Origin of the sequence: Mesorhizobium sp. PAMC28654 (genome assembly GCF_020616515.1) — a bacterium.
Classification (GTDB): Bacteria; Pseudomonadota; Alphaproteobacteria; order Rhizobiales; family Rhizobiaceae; genus Mesorhizobium.
Genome location: NZ_CP085135.1, coordinates 5532786 through 5552455, shown reverse-complemented (window position 1 = coordinate 5552455; position 19670 = coordinate 5532786). Strand labels below are relative to the sequence as shown.

Sequence of the window (19670 nt, the reverse complement as noted above, 5' to 3'; positions counted from 1 at the left end):
CAGAATGTCCTATGTCGATGGCTTCGTGCTTGCCGTGCCCAAGGCAAATATCGATGATTACAAGAGGCTGGCGAGGATGGCCGGTGCGGTATGGATGGAGCATGGCGCGCTCGCCTATGTCGAATGCGTCGGCGACGACGTCCCCTATGGCGAGGTCACCTCGTTCCCGCGCGCCGTTCAGGCCAGGGAAGACGAGCTCGTCGTCTTCTCATGGGTTGTCTATGAATCGCGCGAGAGCCGCGATGCGGTGATGGGCAAGGTTATGGCCGACATGCGCCTCAAGCCCGACTGGGCGACCATGCCGTTCGACGGCAAGCGCATGATCTTCGGCGGCTTCAAGCCGTTCATGGAGTTGTAGGCAAAACATCCCCGGAATGGTCGTCCGCTGCCGCGTGCCAACGCCAGTAACAAGAGCAGAAACTAGTCTTCATGTCTCAAAATAGGACCGACTTATGCGCAAGCTGATCGTATTCAACAGCATATCGCTCAACGGCTATTTCACCGATGGACACGGCGCCATGGACTGGGCGCACAGCCAGGATCCGGAATGGAACGCTTTCGTCGCCGACAATGCCAAGGGCGGTGGCATGCTGGTGTTGGGCCGCCTTACCTACGACCTGATGATCCAGTTCTGGCCGACGCCGATGGCCGCCCAGATCGCACCGGTGGTGGCCGAACGCATGAACGCCATGCCGAAGATCGTGTTTTCCCGCACGCTCGACACGGCAAGTTGGAACAACACCGAGTTGGTCAAAAGCGGACCGGCCGCGAAGCTGCGCGAACTGAAGCAGCAACCGGGCAATCACATGACAATCCTGGGAAGCGGCAATCTCGTCGCTCAGTTGGCCGAGGAGGACTTGATCGACGAATACCAGTTCGTCATCGTCCCGGCGCCGGCAGGACGATGTTCGAAGGCATCGGCAACCGGCTCGACGTGAAGCTGGCGCGGTCGCAGGCCTTCGGCAATGGCAACGTCTTCCTGTGCTATGAGCAGAAGGCACAGGCCGGCTGATGTATGCCGCCCAAAAACGCGCGGTCGTTTTGGGATAACGACATGCATAAGAACCATGATCCCGAAAAGGGGGAGCCGGTTTCGGAAAAGATCATGCTCCAGCAAAGAGATGCAACAGGACGACGTTCAACCAAACGTCATCCTGATCTGGCGCGGGGCATCGGCCTGACCGTTCAGTCCAGCCTGTCCAGCAACGGCTTCAACCGATCGCCATAGAGCTTCCAGAGATCGACCGAGCCCTGATACATCGGCTGGCGCACCTGCGCGGCCGAGGCCGTGCGCACCGGCCGATCGGTCTGGTGGAACGACAGCACCTTGTCGTCCCACGGCAGGCCGAGATGGGCGATGAGCGCCCGCGTCTGCCCTTCCTGGTCGGCGACGAAATCCTCGTAGCGCACATCGTGCACGACGCCCGGCAGCACCTTGCGCCAATGCGCCATGATGTCGGTGTAGAGATTGTGGAAGTCGGCGAGTTCGCCAAGGTCGTAGCCGTAGCGATGGGTGTCGCCACGGAAATGCACCTTGTAGATCGAGAGGCAGGTGGCCGCCGCGTCACGCGCGCAATGCACGATCTTGGCCTTCGGCAGCATCAGATGGATGAAGCCGATCAGCAGGAAGTTGCCGGGCATCTTGTCGGTGATATGCCGCAACTCCGGATAGCGGGTATGCAACATGTCGAGATAGGCCTGCCCTGCCTCGGCAAAGGCCTTGTCGGGCATGTCGGCAGTGCCGGCCGGGAAGCCGCCGGGCATGCTCATCGGAAATTGCTTGCCAACCGCCGTCTTGAGGATGCTGAGCTCGCCCGCGCCATAGACCTGCGGGTGGCTGGCGATGATCTGTTCGATCAGCGTCGTGCCCGAGCGTGGCATGCCGACGACGAAGACCGGCGTGTCGTCGCCGATCGGGCTCGGCTTGTGTTTTTCGAAGAAGGCGGCATCGAAAGTGTCCTTCATCGCCTCGAATTCGGCCCTCGTCTTGGCCTTGTCGTATTCGATGCCCTTGCGGCGGATCGCATTGCCTTCGGTGTAATAGTCGAAGGCGCGGCCATAATCCTTCAGGTCATCATTGGCCTTGCCGAGGCCGAAGGACAACTGCATGCGCTCCAGGCTGCCTTCCGGCGCCTTGGCGTGCTGGGCCTCCATGCCCGTCAACTCCGTGTCGCGTTCCTTCTGGCGCTTGACCTGCGTCAGCATCAGCCAGGCTCTCGACATGCCCGGATCGACCGCGAGCGCCTGCCGGAAAGTGTCCGCGGCTTCGTCAAGCCTGCCCTTTTCCATCAGCCCGACGCCCAGCCCGTGCAGGAGATCGGCATCCTTGGGCCGGATGTTGAGCGCCTCGCGGAACACGGACAGCGCTTCGTCCAGCCGCCCGGCTTCCTGCAGCGTCTCGGCAAGCCCGATGCGCGCGCGGACATGGAAGGGATTGCGCCCGACGGTGCCGCGATAGATTTCTTCAGCGCCGTCGAATTGCCCGAGCTGCTTCAGCGACGAACCGAGATTGTCGCGCGCCGCGAGTTGATCGGGGCGAAGCTCCACGGCCTTGCGGAAGAAATCGATAGCCGCGCCGACCCGACCGAGGTTGCGCATCACCGTGCCGACATTGTTGAGGAAATCCGGATTGTCCGGAAGCATCCGCACGGACTGCTCGAGCAACTCCAGCCCTTCTGTGCTACGCCCGGTCTGATGCAGCAGCAGCCCGAGGAAATGGGCCGCCGCCGGATGGTTGGCCTTTTGCGCCAGCACCTGACGGTAAAGCATCTCCGCTTCCTGCCGCCGGCCAGCCTGGTGCAGTTGCAATGCCTGCTGTACGCGCTGGTCGAGCCCCAGCGGCGGCTGTGCACCGCCCGCGCCTGCTGGTCTTCTTGGATCTCGGTTGATGGGAACCTGCCGTGTTTGTCTGCCTGACGCGATCTAGGCCATTGGCGCCGCGGGTTCAAGGGTTCCGAGGGTATCGCGCCCTTCTTCCGACAAAGCCGGGACCATCAGATCAGGCGATTGGTCTCGGCAAGATGCCTTGCCCGCCGCAGCGTGCCATCTGTGTCGGCGATGGTCCGCCTGGCAGCCTCGTCGCTCCTGATGGTCAGCCGCGCCGACTTGACGACGGCCGGCTTTGCGATGGGCATTGCGATCGGCGTAATGGTCACAGTGGTGCCCGCCGGGGTTCTTACGGAAATCATGAGATTTATCCCTTTCATGCATAAATAAAATCAAGATGCCGGGATAAATGTTCCCGCCTCACTTCAAACAATTTTTTAGAAAGCGAAGGGTTCATATCAAAATTTCATAGATGATTATAGGCGATTAATTTTCAGGCGCCGCCCGATTTTCTCGCAGCACTTCTTGATTAATTCGTGGATTGCGACTATCTATATGAAATCGTTTTTGGGCCAGCTTGGCATATCGCGGCGTCAGAGGTTATCGACCCGCCAATCTCATCCAGATTTCCGATACCCGGCGCGCGGCAAACCGCGACCATGTCTCGATTCCGAAAGACACACATATGAACACCGGAACTGTAAAGTTCTACAATGGCCAGAAGGGCTTTGGCTTCATTCAGCCAACAGATGGCGGCAAGGACGTTTTCGTCCATGTCAGCGCGCTTGAACGCGCCGGCTTCCCCGGCCTGGCCGAAGGCCAGAAACTGCAATTCGAGCTCGATCGCGACACCAAGGGCCGCGAATCGGCAGCCAATCTGCAACTGATCTGATCCGGCCGAATTCGATGAACGCTGACCACGGATGTACTGGCAGCTCTCGAAAGCGGCTTATTTCCAGCGATTGCCGGAAATAGGAAAGCGGGGCTCGTCCCCGCTTTTTTGTTTTCTGACACGCTGTTCGTTCGCATTGCGCCACAAGGCAAGGTTATCCCGGCTGATACCGGAACAAAAAACGTCGAGGCACAACCAGATGTCGGCCCGCACCACCCATTCCATCGCGCATTTCACGGCACCCTTCGTGCTGGGAGGCGTGGAAGGGCAGTTGCCGGCTGGCGACTACGACATCGACCATGACGACGAGCTGATCGACGGCCTGTCATGGCTTGCCTGGCGCCGTGTCGCCACCTTCATCCATTTGCCGGCAAGGACGATGAGAAACCCGACCAGCCAGCTCGTCGCCATTGACCAGACCGAACTCGAAGCAGCGCTGACGCGCGACAGGGAGAACGCAGCATGATCCGCTTCCAGCAGAACACGCGCCCGCGCAACGACACGCCCGTGCATCTTTTCGCGGTCGGCCAGACGGTCCGCATGAAGAGCCGCATGGGCCTTGTCCAGAAAACGGCGGAACTGTTCCAGATCCAGAGCAAGCTGCCGGTCAAGGACGGCTCGCCGCAATACCGGATCCGCAGCGATCAGGAGACCCACGAGCGGGTCACCACCGAAGACAATCTCGAACCGGCCGACAACAATCCAGCGGTCTGAGACCTCAACAACACCAGCACCAGGAGCATTGAACATGGCCAAGGGCCAACAGCGCAGCAACCGCGAGACACGCAAGCCCAAGAAGGAAAAGGTCGCGGCCAAGCCCGCCTCCCCGTTCGGCTCGGCCGTCAAGCAGGCAGAATCCGGCATGAAGCCGAAATCGAAGGCCTGACACGCTCCCTTCGGCGCCATTCGGCGCCAAAGGCTGTCTCCAGCGCGATAGCGGGATCGCGCAACGCCTCGCCCGCATCACGGAGGCTTGCTTGAACTTCCTCATCGAGTTCTACCGGTCCCGCGAGGCCGACGAGGCTACGCTCGACAGGGTATCGCTGGAAGCGCCTAACCTGCGCGCCGCACTACAGGGCGCCACCGCGCTCTTCCACACGCTGGCCATGCCACAGATCCCCGACCGCCTGCGCATCTCCGACGAGGATGGCGGCGAACTTTATGCCGGCCCGGCCGATGGTGCGTATCCGGAAGGGATGTGAGCGCGGCGTCGCCTTGCCAACCATCATACCGGACTGAACGCAACCGCCAGCCCGTGACGACGTTGGGCCTACACATCAACATGCAGGAAAGCGCACGATGTCCCTCACCGCCTTTGCCATGAATTGCTCGCTGAAAGCCTCCGGTGACAAGGAGAAATCATCCACCGACAAGATCATCGCCGATCTGCTCTCGGCCCTGAAGCCGCATGGTGTGAAGGGCGAGGTCGTGCGGGCCCTCGACCATGACATCAAGCCGGGCGTCTTGTCCGACATGGGCAAGGGTGACGACTGGCCGAAATTGCGCGAAAAGATCATCGCGGCCGACATCTTCATCCTCGGCCTGCCGATCTGGATGGGCCAGCCGTCAAGCGTGGCCAAGCGTGTCATGGAACGCATGGACGCCTTTCTCGAGGAGACCGACGACAAGGGGCGCATGCCTGCAGCCGGCAAGGTCGCGCTGGTGGCGATCGTCGGCAATGAGGACGGAGCGCATCATTGCCACGCCGAATGCTTCCAGTCGCTCAACGATGTCGGCTTCACCATCCCGGCCAATGGCGGTGTCTACTGGGTGGGCGAGGCCATGGGCGACGTCAACTATGTCGACCTGCCGAAAACCCCAGACAAGGTCGCCGGCATGATCGAGATGGCCGCCGCGAATGCGGCCCACCTGGCTGCCCTGCTTAAGGGCAAGGCCTATGTCGGGGTGGCCAAGTAGAGCGGTTCTTGCCCCCTCAGCACGGCCCGTCGCCAACCACGCGATAGTCCGCGGCGCGTGCCTCGCAGGCATTGGGGAAGCTGCGCATCTCGCCGCGGCGACGGGCGCAGACCGGGCGATATTCGCGCGTGCAGAATGTCTGTTCCCCACCGCCGCCGCCGTCACGGCACTGGCCGTCGCGGATGATGCGATATCCGGCCCGGTCGGCAAGGCAGGCATTGGCGAAGGTCTGGCGATCGCCGCCGCGCCGGGCACAGACTGGCTGATACTGCATGGAGCAGAATTGCGGCTCGGGCCTTGGCGGGCGTGGGCGCGGACCGGGGCCGTCATCCGCCACGACCGTGCAGGCGGCAAGGATTGCCGACAGGAACAGGATGGCAAAGCCCTGACGCGAGAACATTGCCGCCAGAAATTTCATGACCATGTCCCTCCCCAAGTGCCCTGCCATGCGCAAACTGGCGATGCCATGCCATTCCTCTTCATTCCGCCGCCGATTGCAACCCCTGTTTGCAAGCGGCGATGCGTTCGGCAAAGGCGCGCCGTGAACCTCTGGATGCGCTCCTCTATCCACCGCTTTTCGCACGCTGGCCCATGCTTGGCCCGTCTCTGGCCGATGACCCGGCCGCGCTCCAAGTCTATCCCCTGCCCATCGAAATCAATGAACATCATGCGTCGGACGCGCCCATCAGGGCGACCCGCGGCACTGTCTTGCAACCCTCACGTTTCCGTGCGATAAATTCCGTGTTCGGGCATTTGCGACCCGGAGAGCGGAACGTTTTGGACGACCTTTCCCCGATACTGTGAATCTCTGACGGCCCCGTTTTCGGCGGGGGGTTTGACCATGCGCCAATGCATGACTGCCGAAGCAACCACCGGGACTTGCCCTCGACGCCAGGTGGCGGGCAGGACCATCAAAGACTGAACGGGTGAAGGAGTTTCCCCAATGGCCCAGACCGGCACCGTTAAATTCTTCAACGCGACCAAAGGCTTCGGTTTCATCACGCCCGACGGTGGCGCCAAGGACGTGTTTGTCCACATCTCCGCGATCGAGGCTTCGGGCCTGCGCACGCTCGTCGATGGCCAGAAGGTCACCTTCGACGTCGAGCCGGACCGCATGGGCAAGGGCCCCAAGGCGGTCAATCTCCGCGCGGCCTGAACCATCGGCACACTGCGCGTCCCGGTGGGCGCGCAAGGAGGCTTCTACGCCTTGAACAGGTGTGCGAAGCTGGGTTTGAATTTTTGAAAGGCGCGGCGGTTTCCGTCGCGCCTTTTTCATGCCCGCGGTGCTCCAGCGGGCCGGTCAAAACTTTCTCTTGCCGATAGCGCCAAAATAAAGGACAAATTTCCCTTCGGGCATTTGCCGGCCCGAGACTGGACTTTATGGGATTAAGGGAGCTTCCCATGCCGCAGACCGGCACCGTCAAATTCTTCAACCATGCCAAGGGCTTCGGCTTCATCACGCCGGACGATGGCGCCAAGGATGTCTTCGTCCATATTTCGGCTGTGCAGGCATCGGGTCTTCCCGGTCTTGAGGATGGGCAGAAAGTGTCATTCGACACCGAGCCGGACAAGCGCGGCAAGGGACCCAAGGCCGTCAACCTTTCGATCGGCTAAGCCGGCTTCAGACCGGACAATCACCGCTCAGGCGAAAGTGCCCTACTCACCTCTCGGTGGCGGACGACCGCGTTTTTCACGTTGATGTGATCCCACCCCATGAATTGCCGGTCGATTTCGTTCAGCCTCCGTTCAGCCACGGTCGTATATTAGTCATCCGTAAAGCCGGATCGTATCCCCCCGAGACCGCACGGACCGGCACGAAGGAGATCGACATGAACCGAGTTTTCAAAACTGCCATCCTGTCCGCCGCCGTCCTAGCGACGATGGCCGCGACCTTGCCCGCCGCAAGCGCCGATGACTGGCGCTGGCATCATCGCGGCGGCGGCGATGCCCTCGCCGCCGGCGTGGTCGGCCTTGCAACTGGCGCCCTGATTGCTGGCGCGCTCACGCAGCCGACCTACTACGATCCCGGCTATGACGACTACGACTATCGTTATTATCATCGGCCGGTACGCCGCTACTATGTGGAGCCGCAGGTGGCCTACAACGGCTATGCCGAGCCGTGGACCCGGGGCTGGTACGAGTACTGCTCGGACCGCTACCGGACCTTCAATGCCCGGACCGGCACGTTCATCGGCAATGATGGCGCGCGGCATTTCTGCACCGCCAACTGAACGAGCTATCCAGCATACTGCGTCCTTGTCCTCCCGGGGACGCGGATCGGTCGAGGCTTCCCTGCCCCTCCCGAACAAAAAAGCGCTGCCCTAACGGACAGCGCTTTTTTTGCCGATTTTGAACGGGCAGCTCAGAGCTCATGAAAAAAGAGCCAAGGTCGGCGTTCGAAGCAGGCCGGTTTCAGCAGGCCTGTATCATCTGAAGTACATCAGGTCAGGAATGGATTGGTCCGCCGCTCCTCGCCAAAACGGCCGCCGGGACCATGGCCGCAGATGAAGCCGATATCGTCGCCGAGCGGCAAGAGCTTGTCCTTGATCGAGGCGATCAAGGTCGCATGATCACCGCCCGGCAGGTCGGTGCGGCCGACCGAGCCGCGAAACAGAACATCGCCAACATGGGCGAACTTGGCTGCGCGGTTGTAATAAACGACATGGCCAGGCGCATGGCCGGGGCAATGCAGCACCTCGAAGACATGCGAGCCGAACGACACGGTCTCGCCCTCGACGAGAAACCGGTCGGGCACGCAGTCGCGCGCGCCGGCGATGCCATAGCGCCTGCCCTGGTTTTCCAGATTGTCGAGCAACGATTTGTCGGCCACGTGCGGGCCGATGATCTCGATGCCGAGCGCCTCCTTCAGCTCCATCGCCCCGCCGGCATGGTCGATATGGCCATGCGTGATCCAGATGGCGCTGGGCGTGATCGCATTGTCCTTCAGCGCCGCGAGCACCTTGTCGATGTCGCCGCCCGGGTCGACGACGACACCATGCTTGTCATCCATGTCGAACAGGATGGTGCAGTTCTGCTGGAAGGGTGTGACCGGCACGATGCCGGCATTGAGCTGACCCATGATCGTCCTTTCGCTGTCTCGCCCCGATGTAGGCAATGAGGCGCGAAACGTCTACCGCCGAGAGTGAACAGTGAGTGCCCAAAACGGAAATGGGCGGCCGAAGCCGCCCATGGAATTTGACTGAGACCCCTAGAGCATGATGCCGAAAAGTATGAAGCGGTTTTCGGACGACATCATGCTCTATTCCTTGATCTAGAGACGGATTCAGATTTCAGGTCGATTCGACCTGAAATCATCCGGCTCTAGGGCTTACTTGTTCATCGCGCCCATGACCGCGCCGATGATGCCGGTCAGGATCGCGCCGCCGCCAGCGCCGCCGACAATGTTCTTGATGTCCAGAACGCTGCCCAGACCACCGGCCGCCGTGGCAGCTGCTGCCGGGTCGACCGCGCCGCCGCCGAGCAGGCTGCCGAGAATGGCCGCGCCGCCGACGCCGCCAATGGCTCCACCCAGGATCTTGGGAAGCTGCCCCAGCGCCGCAGTCTTGAGCGCCGCACCGATCGCCTGCCCCCCGACGACACCCGCGATCACCTGTACAATGATCGGAAGAAGCGTATTCATGTCCATGTTACCAGTCCCTCCATAGCGCCAGCCTCCCGGGCCGACCTCATCATGAGACGCCGAATTGGGGGAAAGTCAAATGCAGGCAAGCTCAAATGAAAGAGGCGGTTCGAAAACCGCCTTCACATCATTGAAACATTTGACGTTGCTTTATTCGGCGGCGATCGCTTGCTTGGGCTGAACAGCGGCGGAATAGTCGTTCATCAGGGTCTTGGCGATTTCACCAACCTCGAATCGGTAGGGCCCGATCTCCGAAACCGGTGTCACTTCCGCCGCCGTTCCGGTGAGGAAACACTGTTCGAAGCCTTCCAGTTCTTCCGGCATGATGGCGCGCTCGATCACCTCGAGGCCGCGATCCCTGGCCAGGCCAATGACCGTGCGGCGGGTGATGCCGTCGAGGAAGCAATCGGGCTTCGGCGTGTGGATCTTGCCGTCCTTGACGAAGAAGATGTTGGCGCCGGTCGCTTCCGCGACCTGGCCACGCCAGTCGAGCATCATGGCATCGGCATAGCCCTTGGCTTCGGCGGCGTGCTTGGACATGGTGCAGATCATGTAGAGGCCGGCGGCCTTCGACTTGGAGGGCGCGGTGCGCGGATCGGGCCGGCGCCATTCCGCCATGTCCAGGCGGATGCCCTTGAGCTTCTGCGCCGGGTCGAAATAGCTCGGCCACTGCCAGATGGCGATGGCGCAGTTGATGCGGTTGTTCTGCGCCGAAACGCCCATCTGCTCGCTGCCGCGCCAGGCGATCGGCCGCACATACGCGTCCTGGAAGCCCTGCTTCTTCAACAGCGTGGTCGAGGCGTCGTTGAGTTCGGCCACCGAATAGGGGATCTTGAAACCAAGCAGACGGGCCGATTCATGCAGGCGCTCGGTGTGTTCGTTGAGCTTGAATATCTCGCCGCCATAGGCACGCTCGCCCTCGAACACGGCACTGGCGTAATGCAGGCCGTGCGTGAGCACGTGGATCTTGGCGTCGCCCCACTGGACGAACTCGCCATTCATCCAGATGAAGCCGTCCAACTGGTCGAAGGGAACGGATGCCATGGTAACCTCCCACGGGCGGTGGCCCGCATATCATTGTCGTTGCGTGTTCGTGCCGGCCCCGCAAAGCGCTGAGATCGCGAAGCGCGGACGCGGCCAAGGTGGTGAAGCGTAGGCGGATAATTGAAGTCTGGCAAACTCAGGAAGTTCCGGAAAAACGGTCTTCTCTTGCCTTTTTGTTCGCAATCCGCCGAAAAGCTTGTCAAAAATTACCATTGCCGGGAAATTGCGTCAATAGTACTGACATAATTTCCCTTTTGGACGGAGAAATGATGACGGATCGAAGCCAAGCTGCCGGAAAACCGATCAGGACGGCCATCACCGACGAGGACGGCATCGACTTCGCCATCATCGAACTGTTCTTCTTCGCCTATCGCGATTTTACCTCCGATCCCGATCAGATCCTGGCCGACTATGGCTTTGGCCGCGCCCATCACCGCGTGCTGCATTTCGTCAACCGCCGGCCGGGCCTCACCGTCGCCGAACTGCTCGACGTGCTGAAGATCACCAAGCAGAGTCTGGCCCGCGTGCTCAAGCAATTGATCGACACCGACCATATCGTGCAGTTGCAGGGGCCCCGCGACCGACGCCAGCGCGAACTTTATCCGACCGCCAGGGGCCGCGCCCTGGCGCTGGCGCTGGCGCGGCCACAGTCGCGCCGCATCCATGCTGCATTGGAAGATTCCGGAACCACCGAACGGGCCTTGGTGGAACGGTTCCTGGAGGCGATGGTCAATCCGGAACTAAGGGCGCAGATCGACGTTGGACCCGCAAAAATGTCAGGGAAAAGCCATGGAGAGCAATGAGAGGGTCGACCAGGCGGCCGCACCGGACGACGATGCGCCGCATCTGCTTGTGGTCGACGATGACACGCGCATCCGTAACCTGCTCAAGCAATATCTGACCGAGAACGGCTTCCGAGTCACCGTTGCCGGCAATGCCGGCGAGGCCAGGCGCAAGCTCGCCGGCCTCGATTTCGACCTGCTGGTGCTCGACGTCATGATGCCCGGCGAAAGCGGCGTCGACCTCACCAAGTCGCTGCGTGCCGAAAAGAACGTGCCGATCCTGATGCTGACGGCGCTTTCCGAAACCGACAGCCGCATCAGTGGCCTCGAGGCCGGCGCCGACGACTATTTGCCAAAACCCTTCGACCCGCGCGAGCTGATCCTGCGCATCAACAACATCCTGCGCCGTGGCGGCCCGGCGACGACGCCCAAGGTCGAGCAGTTGGTCTTCGGCCCTTACACGTTCCAGATCGCCAGGCGCGAACTCAAGCGCGGCGGCGAAGCGCTGAAACTGACCGACCGCGAGCAGGAGATCCTGGCGATCTTCGCCGCGCGGGCCGGCGAGACCATACCGCGCCACGAACTTGTCGGCGACGATTCGGAAGTCGGCGAGCGCACCATCGACGTCCAGATCAACCGGCTGCGCCGCAAGATCGAGCGCGACCCGTCCAATCCGGTCTGGCTGCAGACCGTTCGCGGTATTGGGTATCGGCTCAGTGTAGAATAGCTGGTTCGCTACGAAGCGTTTTCAATAACTTACGGCTCAAACTGTCAAACCAACCAGGTTGGTTTGACAGTTTTTGTTCCTGCTCCGTGCTCGGCGATGGCATTTATCGCTTCATGCGCCAAGCGCATCTGATCGACGGCCTCGGTGTAGCGAACGATCTCATCAAGCTTTTTATGGCCCGTGATTGCCTTGATCTGGTGGGGCGTGCAGCCGGCTTGGGCAAGCCGTCGGCTACACGCCTTGCGCAGACCGTGCGGTGAAAGCCCCATGGCGCCGCTTGCCAGATCCTCGCGCAAACCAGCTTCGCGGACACAGACCCGGAACCAGTTAGTGAAAGACTCGGGCTGGAACGGCTTTTTGTATTGCGTCAGGAGAAATGTGAGGTTGTCCTGGGGCCGGGCATCGAGCGTCCCTTTGAGGTATGCATGAAGTGGGATCGAGACGGCCGTGCCTGTCTTTTGCTGCCGAATGGACAGGACGTCGTTCTTGACGTGCTGCCGACCCATACCAATCACGTCTGCGCGTCGCTGACCGGTGAACAGCAGAAGGTCGAGGGCGAGGCGGGCGCGGGTGCCCTCTGCGTGCGCCGCGTAGAACGCGACAATGTCCTCCTCCTCCCAGGTGATGAACCCGCCCGACTTGATTTTCATGCGCCGTATCCGGATCGTTGGATCGTCCTTGCGCATCCCCATGTCGATGGCGCGCCCCATCAGGAGCTTCATCATCTTCAGCAGTTCGTTGGCCGCGCCAGGGTGTTCAGCCTTCTTATCCATCATCTTGAGGACGTGCTTGCGCTCGATCCTAGCGACCGAGCCAATGCCATATTCAATACGGATGCGCTCGAGTGCGTTCCGATACGTCTTCTGGCTCGCCTTTGCTAGATTTCTGAAATCTGCGCTGCCGTAGTAGGAGAGGATCAGCGCACCGATTGTGCCGGGCTGGGTTCGATTAGCTCCTATCATGGTTGTTGGTGCCGCCCTGCCGGCTTCCCACGCCTTCAGCGCCGCCCCGTAGGCATCCATAAACTCCGTCGAGTATGGAAGACCTGGCAGGGTAGTGTTCGACTGTCTGAAATAGTGCCGCGGCCGGCCGGTTCGATCAATGAAGGCTTTGATGCGCGGCGACAAACAAGGTGAGACTCAGCGTCAATCAGGATGAGACTCGGCGGCGGGGGTGTGACGAAGGGAGGGCGTAGCCCGACCGGAGTTACACCCCCGCCGCCGCGCAATTTTTCAGCGTCTTATGATCGCGGTCGGCCCGGTAGCTTGGTGGTTTTCTGGAATGGAGAACCATCTTTGTGCCGGGTCGCCATGTAACCGATCATCAGACGAGGCTTTTTATGAAGTACCGACAAAACAATTCTATCGAGGTCGCCGCCGCCAAGGCGTCGATCAGCAGGGCGACGGCCTATCGCATCAAGACGGACGCGCACCTGCCATCGCAAAAGCAAAAGGCTCGTGGCCGGCGGAGGCCTGACCCTCTCGAGCATATCTTCGATGCCGAGGTCGTTCCCCTTTTGAAGGCGGCGCCAGGCATCCGTGTTGTCGCCATCTATGAGGAGATGCTGCGGCGGCACCCGGAACTGAGCGCGGGCATTCGCCGAACGCTGGAGCGGCGCATCCGGTCATGGCGTGCCATCCACGGCGAAGAGCAGGAGGTTATCTTCCGCCAGCTTCACGAACCCGGCCGACTCGGGCTATCGGATTTTACCGACATGGGCAGCCTTGACGTGTCGATCGCCGGCCAGTCTCTTGATCATCTACTCTACCACTTCCGGCTCGCCTGGTCCGGCTTTGAACACACCCATGTCATTCTCGGCGGCGAGAGCTTCGTGGCCCTGGCCGAAGGACTGCAGAACGCGCTGTGGTCGCTTGGGGGAGCGCCGCTCTATCATCGCAGCGACAGCCTGTCGGCGGCTTTCCGCAACCTCAGCGCCGATGCGAAGGAGGATCTCACGCATCGCTACGAAGAGCTTTGCGCGCACTACCGCATGACGCCGACCCGCAACAACAAGGGCATCGCGCACGAGAACGGTTCGATCGAAAGCAGCCATGGCCATCTCAAGGATGCCATCCGTGACGCCCTTCTGATGCGCGGCAGCAGAAATTTCGACGATCTCGGCGCGTATCGAGCCTTCATCGACGAGATCGTCAGCCGGCACAACGCCAATCATGGCAAGCGCATCGATGCCGAACGCCCTCAACTGCAGGAACTTCCAGACCAGCGGACCAGCGACTTCGAGGAGGTGGTCGTCACCGTGTCGCGGACCGGCGGCTTCACCTTGCGCAAGGTCTTCTACACCGTTCCCTCCCGCCTGATCGGACATCGGCTTCGCATCCGCCTGTTCGATGATCGCCTCGAGGTCTTTATGGGAGGAACAAAGCTGATGACGCTGCCCAGGGGCCGAGGCCATGCCGACGGGAGGCACGATCAGGTCGTCAACTATCGGCACGTCATCCATTCCCTGCGCAAAAAGCCGATGGCGCTTCTTAATCTCGTCTATCGTGACAAGCTCTTCCCGCGGCAGGAATACCGCAGGGCCTTCGACGAGCTCATTGAGCGGCTGCCGGACAGGCAGGCGTGCAAGATCATGGTCGATCTGCTGGCGCTGGCCCACGATCGAGGCTGCGAGCGTGAGCTTGCCGAGCAACTCACCGAGACCCTCGACGCCGGCGACCTGCCCGATATTGCCGTCTTGCGAACCCTCCTCGGCCCGGACCCCGCACGGCTGCCGACCGTCTTGGTGCAACTCGCTTCCCTTAACGGCTATGAAGCCCTGATCGGGGCAACCCATGTGGGAGACGTCGCATGAGCAACGCCCACACCATCGACGAAGCCCGCCTCGGCATCATGCTCAACGAACTCCGGCTACCGACGATCAAGACGCTCTGGGCGCAATTTGCCGAGCAGGCCGATAGAGAGGGGTGGCCCGCCGCCCGGTTCCTCTCGGCCATCGCCGAGCATGAGCTGGCCGAACGGGCACATCGCAGGATCGAACGGCATCTGGCCGAAGCGCATCTGCCGCCCGGAAAGACGCTCGACAGCTTCGCCTTCGACGCCGTACCCATGGTCTCCAAGGCCCAGGTCATGGCCATGACCGCCGGTGACAGCTGGCTCGCCAAGGGCGCCAATATCCTGTTGTTCGGCCCACCCGGTGGCGGAAAGTCGCATCTTGCGGCAGCGATCGGACTCGCCCTCATTGAGAACGGCTGGCGCGTGCAGTTCGCCCGAACCACCGATCTCGTGCAGAAGCTCCAGATCGCGCGGCGAGAGCTGCAGCTCGAAGCCGCCATCGCCAAGCTCGACAAGTTCGATCTGCTCATCCTCGACGATCTGGCCTACGTCACCAAGGACCAGGCCGAAACGAGCGTGCTCTTCGAACTGGACTTGCCCCGAAAAAGTGGAGAGTTTCCTTCTGATGAAAGGCGACCTCGATGACGAAACAGAGACAGTTTACGGATGCGTTCAAGGCGGAGGCGGTTGGCCTTGTGCGAACGAGCGGTCGGACGAAGCGGCAGATCGCGGAGGATCTTGGTGTTGGTTTCTCGACGCTGACGCGATGGATGGGTCGGCAGCTGGATCGTGAGATGGGCGATCCTGGGCGTCCGCCTGATGCTGATGTCGCCGCTGAATTGAAACGGCTGCGGCGGGAGAATGAAATCCTTCGGCAGGAGCGGGATATCTTGAAACGGGCGACGGCTTTTTTCGTCAAGGAGGGAAGTCGGTGAGGTTCGCGCTCATCGACCAGGCGAAGAAGGATTTCCCTGTGGACCGTTTGTGCGCGACGCTGGGTGTCAGCCCGAGCGGCTACTTTGCCTGGGGGCGCCGGCCGGCGTGCCGCCGGCAGCGCGACGACATGATAATGCTGGCGCATGTGCGATCGTCGTTCGCGCTGTCGAACGGAACCTATGGTAGCCCGCGCATGACGCGGGAACTGCAAGACAATGGCTTTGCCATTGGCCGGCGACGAACGGCGCGTCTGATGCGGGAGAATGGCCTCCAGGCAAGACAGAAGCGGCGGTTCAAGCGCACGACGGACAGCGAACACGCCTTTCCGGTTGCCCCCAATGTCATCGACCAGGATTTTGCCGCCACTGGTCCCAACCAGAAATGGGGTGCCGACATCTCCTACATCTGGACGCGGGAGGGCTGGTTGTACCTTGCTGTCGTCATCGATCTGTTTGCCCGCAAGGTCGTTGGCTGGGCTGCTGGCAACCGGCTACACCGCAGCCTGGCTCTGGCAGCGCTCAACAAGGCGTTCGTCATGCGGCAGCCGGAACCCGGCCTCATTCACCACTCCGACCGCGGCAGCCAATATTGTTCTATCGACTACCAAGCCGAATTGCGTGCCGCCGGCGTCATCATCTCAATGTCAGGCAAGGGCAATTGCTTTGATAACGCCATGGTCGAAACATTCTTCAAGACGCTGAAAACTGAACTGATCTGGCGCACCTCTTTCCTTACCCGCGCCGATGCCCAAGCCGCCATTGCCCGATATATCGACGGCTTCTACAATCCCATCCGGCGGCATTCCGCGCTCGACTACATCAGCCCGATGCAGTTCGAGCGAAACGCCGCCGAATGAGCAACCCGCTCTCCACTTTACCGAAGCAAGTCCAAACTCATCTGCGCAAGATATGAGCGGCGTTCCATCATGATCACCGCCAATCAGCCCTTCGGAGAATGGAACAGAATCTTTCCGGACCCCGCCATGACCCTCGCCGCAGTGGACCGACTTGTTCACCACGCAACGATCTTCGAGATGAACGTCGAAAGCTACCGGCGCAGATCCGCCATGGAAGCCAAACGCCAGCGCGGCAGGCCAGCCTCTTACGCGACAATCAAGAACAAACACGAACTTGTCGCGGAGCGGCAATCAGAAATAGATGAAGGCCTTGCCAGCGACAATCAGCATGATAATTTGCACGTGACCGCGACCTGAGAATCTCATCCAGATCGCCGCTCACGTCTCATCCAGATCGTCGCGCTATAGCTTTGACGTGCTTCGGCAGCTTACGCTTCATTGGACGAGCCGATCCCACTCGTTGTCGGAATCATGAGACCCTGAAATCCCGCTCAGGCCGTCAAGCGCCCTCTCGAGTGCGCGGACATCCCAGCGCTTGACGCCAGGAAGCGGCAACGGCGGTGGCATGATGCCAGCACGCACCAGCTTATCGAAATAGCCGACGCTAGCACCCACGAAGCTGGCGGCTTCAGGACGGCCAAAGACACGGCGGTCCGATGGCGGTAAGGCGTGTATAAGCCCGCAGGCGATCATCGTCATGGCAGATTGCTCCTTTCCTGACGTTATAGCGCTCTCGCCGCCGGGAAATCGAATTTTGACGAAAATAGCTCGACCGGGAGCAGAGGGCTGCCACGAGTAGGGCGTCTCAGGCAGGGTCGCGCACTCGCGTATGGCTCGTAATGTTGCCCAATCGTCATCATCCAGCAATTTCAAAGGCTTTGGATGGTTCTGCGAGAGAGGATTTAACTCTGAGTTACATTCATGATTTCAATGCTTTACAGATCATTTTGTAACATTGTGACGACCGAACAAATGAACAGAAAATCGTTGCATGGTTGGAGAAAATGTCTCCGAAACCCGTTCCAGGAAATTGCGTCATAGGCGGTGTTGGCATTGAAGGACCATTGATCGATATGGTTCCAAGGTTGGTTGATTGTGAAGAGGCTTGGTCAGTTTCGCAGTCTCATCAAGGACACCAACCAGCCGCGCATCTGGCGGAGTCGAAACGTTCACGGCTGCCGGCGTGAGATTTGCAACAAGGACGCGGATGTCGTCGCCGAACCGATATGCGATGGCGGCAATGCCGGGATGATCGACCAAAGTCTGATGACGCTCAGCGCCGGCCGCGGTCGCCAGTTCAGCGTGGACCGCCTGGAGAGGAAGACGATTTCCGGTCGGGCCGAGCAAGCCGAACGAACCAGTTGGGGATGCTATCACAAGATGATCGACACCCGTTGCTGCAGCCTGCGCCGCGACACCAACGGCAAAAGCAGCTCCGAACAACGCGCCGTGCCGGGGGTCCTCACCTGCAGCAGGTATTCGGACACGAGCTGGATTTGCCGCCACACTCTGTCCATAGGGATTGTGACGCATTCCGATCGTGCATGGACCAAGCCAGATTGGTCTGCTTGCAGTTAGTCGTCGTGCCGTGGCGATGACAGATGGATAGACGCTCAAGGTTTCCATAACCGAAAGATCGTCGGCAGCATGCACGATGGCCGCGTTGCCGAAGAAGACGAAATCTGCGTCGCCGCTCAGCGGATTGCGATTGAATTCCGTGAAGAATGACGGCGTTCCGGCGCCGATAGCAGCGTCGATACCGGTAGCCTTGAGAGCAGATACCAGATCGCTGATCGGGCGTTCATCTGCGGGAACCAGGTTCGACGGCCGCGTCCTGAATTCGCGTCGAGGTGAAATCAGGATGGCACTCGGTTCGACGCCCGATGAACGGATCGCATCGACAATACTCTTCGCCTCGGCTCTTGGGTCCAAAGCATCAAAGATCGCCTCAATCGCCAGTCGTGCGCCGATCGAAGCGGCAAAGCCAGCTGCCTTTCTTAGCATATGCTCATTGTGCCGGCGCGCGCTATCGAAGCGAACAATGACCTCCTGCGCAGGGCCAAGCAGCGAGGCGCCCTCCACGGCCGCAGGCAGGTCGTCAGAATCGAGGAACAATGCCATTGACGGCATCCATCCGACTGGCCCCCCAAGCGTCAGGGTTGCCTCGTCGGCGGTTCTGCCTCGAGCCGCGAGTGCATTTGACTCGATGGAGACCGTGACACGCTGGACGTCCCTCGCCCCCTTGCCAATGACATAAGGCCGCAGCTTCGACAGCGGACGGATATATGTCTTGAACGAGGCGTCGGTCCAGTTGCGTTGGTCCTCCATTTCGAAGGCATCGCCTTCCATGGCGACTGTGCAGATCATGCCAGGGGTCGGCTCGTGGGTAAGCGCGGCGATGTCGAAGGCCGGCTGGTCAGCGCTGATCGGCTCCGGAAATACCGTCTCCTCGATCTGCCCCTCGCTATGTCTGATCGTCAGCCTTCCGCCCGCGGCCTCGGAGGGATGCAGCACGACGAAGCCGGTGCGATTGGTCGGAAAATCCGTGAGCGCAACGCCTTCCGCTTCCATTGTCAGCACGCCGGCGGCCGTGCCTGTTATTGTGATCCGGTAGGAAAAACGGCCCTGCGGACCTACGCACAGCCCGTCGTAGCCGACGTCGAACCCGCCCTCGCCTTCGGAAATCCGTATATTCGAAAGTTCAGCCTTGTATGTCCCCCAGGACGCATCGCGCGCCAGGTAGTTGATGGCGCGCACTGCTTCGATTCCGGCGAAGCAGATCGTGCGAAGGTTGCCGTCCTCGAGGATAACGGTCAACGGTCCAGCCGTGAGCATGCGGCGCTCGGCAACTGGCTGCTCCGTGCCAAACAGTTCGAGCGCGGTAGCTTCGCCGCTCACGTCGATTCCCTAGCCTTCGCGTTTTCCTGGACCTCGTAGGAAAGAACGGTCTTGCTGATGACAAGGTCGCGCGAACGTTGGTCGAATTGCCGGAAATGCTCCGAGGCGAGGTGCAGGTCGAAGGCGGCGCGATCCTTGTAGATCTCATAGAGGAAGACACGGTTGGAAGTTGCCGCGTCTGCTGGCGTCAGCACGTCGAAGCGAAGGCAATACGGCTCAAGTTTGACGGAGAGCGCAGCATTCTCGGCAACCAGTCCATGGAATTCGGGGAACGCGCCCTCGACAAGTTCGAATGCCACGGTGATCGCAAACGCAGCGGCCGTTTCCTTCACTCGACCCGGACTCTTTTCCCAATCGAT

Annotated in this window: 25 protein-coding genes and 2 pseudogenes; 17 read left to right on the top strand and 10 right to left on the bottom strand. The window is 60.7% G+C overall.

Annotated elements, in window-relative coordinates; all coding sequences use genetic code 11:
* The first annotated feature begins 4 nt into the window (after window positions 1–4).
* Together LGH82_RS27255 and LGH82_RS27250 are read left to right on the top strand one after the other, a co-directional pair.
* The gene (locus tag LGH82_RS27255) at window positions 5–358 is read left to right on the top strand and encodes a DUF1428 domain-containing protein (RefSeq protein WP_227345683.1); all 354 of its coding nucleotides are present in this window, start codon (window positions 5–7) and stop codon (window positions 356–358) included.
* Window positions 359–452: 94 nt separating this feature from the next.
* Window positions 453–938, top strand: coding sequence for a dihydrofolate reductase family protein (locus tag LGH82_RS27250; protein WP_227345682.1), 486 nt, complete (start codon window positions 453–455; stop codon window positions 936–938).
* Between the two features lie 247 nt (window positions 939–1185).
* Here LGH82_RS27250 and LGH82_RS27245 read toward each other — a convergent pair whose 3' ends face one another.
* The gene (locus LGH82_RS27245) at window positions 1186–2769 is read right to left on the bottom strand and encodes a tetratricopeptide repeat-containing sulfotransferase family protein (RefSeq protein WP_264484338.1); all 1584 of its coding nucleotides are present in this window, start codon (window positions 2767–2769) and stop codon (window positions 1186–1188) included.
* A gap of 224 nt (window positions 2770–2993) precedes the next feature.
* A complete protein-coding gene (locus LGH82_RS27240; protein ID WP_227345680.1) occupies window positions 2994–3188 on the bottom strand; it encodes a hypothetical protein in 195 nt (64 codons plus the stop codon).
* 323 nt (window positions 3189–3511) lie between these two features.
* Here LGH82_RS27240 and LGH82_RS27235 point away from each other — a divergent pair, with 323 nt between their 5' ends.
* The 6 genes from LGH82_RS27235 (at window position 3512) to LGH82_RS27210 (ending at window position 5635) form a co-directional block, all read left to right on the top strand.
* Window positions 3512–3718 carry a cold-shock protein gene (locus LGH82_RS27235; RefSeq protein ID WP_227345679.1) on the top strand — a complete coding sequence of 69 codons (207 nt, stop codon included), beginning with the start codon at window positions 3512–3514 and terminating at the stop codon, window positions 3716–3718.
* Between the two features lie 199 nt (window positions 3719–3917).
* Window positions 3918–4184: a hypothetical protein gene (locus LGH82_RS27230; protein ID WP_227345678.1), complete on the top strand. Its 267-nt coding sequence runs from the start codon at window positions 3918–3920 to the stop codon at window positions 4182–4184.
* Window positions 4181–4432 carry a hypothetical protein gene (locus LGH82_RS27225; protein WP_227345677.1) on the top strand — a complete coding sequence of 84 codons (252 nt, stop codon included), beginning with the start codon at window positions 4181–4183 and terminating at the stop codon, window positions 4430–4432. Before LGH82_RS27230 ends, LGH82_RS27225 begins: the two co-directional genes overlap by 4 nt.
* Before the next feature lie 34 nt (window positions 4433–4466).
* Window positions 4467–4604: a hypothetical protein gene (locus LGH82_RS27220; protein WP_227345676.1), complete on the top strand. Its 138-nt coding sequence runs from the start codon at window positions 4467–4469 to the stop codon at window positions 4602–4604.
* A gap of 91 nt (window positions 4605–4695) precedes the next feature.
* The gene (locus LGH82_RS27215) at window positions 4696–4920 is read left to right on the top strand and encodes a hypothetical protein (RefSeq protein ID WP_227345675.1); all 225 of its coding nucleotides are present in this window, start codon (window positions 4696–4698) and stop codon (window positions 4918–4920) included.
* A gap of 97 nt (window positions 4921–5017) precedes the next feature.
* Entirely contained in the window at window positions 5018–5635 is a 618-nt protein-coding gene (locus tag LGH82_RS27210; protein WP_227345674.1) for a flavodoxin family protein, read from the top strand.
* 16 nt (window positions 5636–5651) lie between these two features.
* Here the strand turns inward: LGH82_RS27210 and LGH82_RS27205 are convergent, their stop codons facing one another.
* Window positions 5652–6053, bottom strand: a complete 402-nt coding sequence (locus LGH82_RS27205) for a Kazal-type serine protease inhibitor domain-containing protein (protein ID WP_227349694.1) — start codon at window positions 6051–6053, stop codon at window positions 5652–5654.
* A gap of 525 nt (window positions 6054–6578) precedes the next feature.
* Between LGH82_RS27205 and LGH82_RS27200 the strand changes: the two genes are divergently transcribed.
* The 3 genes from LGH82_RS27200 to LGH82_RS27190 all read left to right on the top strand — a co-directional run bounded on the left by LGH82_RS27200 (window position 6579) and on the right by LGH82_RS27190 (window position 7866).
* Window positions 6579–6791, top strand: a complete 213-nt coding sequence (locus LGH82_RS27200; RefSeq protein WP_006202520.1) for a cold-shock protein — start codon at window positions 6579–6581, stop codon at window positions 6789–6791.
* 245 nt (window positions 6792–7036) lie between these two features.
* Window positions 7037–7249: a cold-shock protein gene (locus tag LGH82_RS27195; protein WP_227345673.1), complete on the top strand. Its 213-nt coding sequence runs from the start codon at window positions 7037–7039 to the stop codon at window positions 7247–7249.
* Between the two features lie 215 nt (window positions 7250–7464).
* Entirely contained in the window at window positions 7465–7866 is a 402-nt protein-coding gene (locus LGH82_RS27190; protein WP_227345672.1) for a BA14K family protein, read from the top strand.
* A gap of 209 nt (window positions 7867–8075) precedes the next feature.
* Here LGH82_RS27190 and LGH82_RS27185 read toward each other — a convergent pair whose 3' ends face one another.
* From LGH82_RS27185 to LGH82_RS27175, 3 genes are all read right to left on the bottom strand, one after another.
* Complete coding sequence (locus LGH82_RS27185; protein WP_227345671.1) at window positions 8076–8714, bottom strand: MBL fold metallo-hydrolase; 639 nt, start codon at window positions 8712–8714, stop codon at window positions 8076–8078.
* Between the two features lie 249 nt (window positions 8715–8963).
* A complete protein-coding gene (locus tag LGH82_RS27180) occupies window positions 8964–9281 on the bottom strand; it encodes a hypothetical protein (protein ID WP_227345670.1) in 318 nt (105 codons plus the stop codon).
* Between the two features lie 144 nt (window positions 9282–9425).
* Complete coding sequence (locus LGH82_RS27175) at window positions 9426–10319, bottom strand: branched-chain amino acid aminotransferase (protein ID WP_227345669.1); 894 nt, start codon at window positions 10317–10319, stop codon at window positions 9426–9428.
* A 269-nt stretch (window positions 10320–10588) separates the two neighbouring features.
* Between LGH82_RS27175 and LGH82_RS27170 the strand changes: the two genes are divergently transcribed.
* Entirely contained in the window at window positions 10589–11122 is a 534-nt protein-coding gene (locus LGH82_RS27170) for a MarR family winged helix-turn-helix transcriptional regulator (RefSeq protein ID WP_227349693.1), read from the top strand.
* Window positions 11109–11828 carry a response regulator gene (locus LGH82_RS27165; protein WP_227345668.1) on the top strand — a complete coding sequence of 240 codons (720 nt, stop codon included), beginning with the start codon at window positions 11109–11111 and terminating at the stop codon, window positions 11826–11828. Before LGH82_RS27170 ends, LGH82_RS27165 begins: the two co-directional genes overlap by 14 nt.
* Window positions 11829–11872: 44 nt before the next feature.
* Here the strand turns inward: LGH82_RS27165 and LGH82_RS27160 are convergent, their stop codons facing one another.
* Window positions 11873–12850 carry a tyrosine-type recombinase/integrase gene (locus tag LGH82_RS27160; protein WP_227345667.1) on the bottom strand — a complete coding sequence of 326 codons (978 nt, stop codon included), beginning with the start codon at window positions 12848–12850 and terminating at the stop codon, window positions 11873–11875.
* Window positions 12851–13167: 317 nt separating this feature from the next.
* On the opposite strand from LGH82_RS27160, the gene istA reads away from it, so the two are divergent.
* From istA to LGH82_RS27140, 4 genes and pseudogenes are all read left to right on the top strand, one after another.
* Entirely contained in the window at window positions 13168–14640 is a 1473-nt protein-coding gene (istA, locus tag LGH82_RS27155; RefSeq protein WP_227344002.1) for an IS21 family transposase, read from the top strand.
* Window positions 14637–15212 (top strand): annotated as a pseudogene (locus tag LGH82_RS27150) (ATP-binding protein); the annotation flags it as partial. The gene istA and the pseudogene LGH82_RS27150, both read left to right, overlap by 4 nt.
* A 50-nt stretch (window positions 15213–15262) precedes the next feature.
* Window positions 15263–16413 (top strand): IS3 family transposase gene (locus LGH82_RS27145; RefSeq protein WP_413771365.1). Its coding sequence is split into 2 segments (ribosomal slippage): window positions 15263–15527 and window positions 15527–16413, totalling 1152 coding nucleotides; the frame shifts between segments, so codons are not numbered across the junction.
* 33 nt (window positions 16414–16446) lie between these two features.
* A pseudogene (locus tag LGH82_RS27140) lies at window positions 16447–16770 on the top strand (ATP-binding protein); the annotation flags it as partial.
* Between the two features lie 78 nt (window positions 16771–16848).
* Here the strand turns inward: LGH82_RS27140 and LGH82_RS27135 are convergent.
* The 3 genes from LGH82_RS27135 to LGH82_RS27125 all read right to left on the bottom strand — a co-directional run bounded on the left by LGH82_RS27135 (window position 16849) and on the right by LGH82_RS27125 (window position 19643).
* A complete protein-coding gene (locus LGH82_RS27135) occupies window positions 16849–17112 on the bottom strand; it encodes an XRE family transcriptional regulator (RefSeq protein WP_227345666.1) in 264 nt (87 codons plus the stop codon).
* Between the two features lie 336 nt (window positions 17113–17448).
* Entirely contained in the window at window positions 17449–19311 is a 1863-nt protein-coding gene (locus LGH82_RS27130; RefSeq protein WP_227345665.1) for a hypothetical protein, read from the bottom strand.
* Window positions 19308–19643, bottom strand: a complete 336-nt coding sequence (locus LGH82_RS27125; protein ID WP_227345664.1) for a putative quinol monooxygenase — start codon at window positions 19641–19643, stop codon at window positions 19308–19310. The genes LGH82_RS27130 and LGH82_RS27125 overlap by 4 nt, the downstream gene beginning before the upstream one ends.
* Between the last annotated feature and the right edge of the window lie 27 nt (window positions 19644–19670).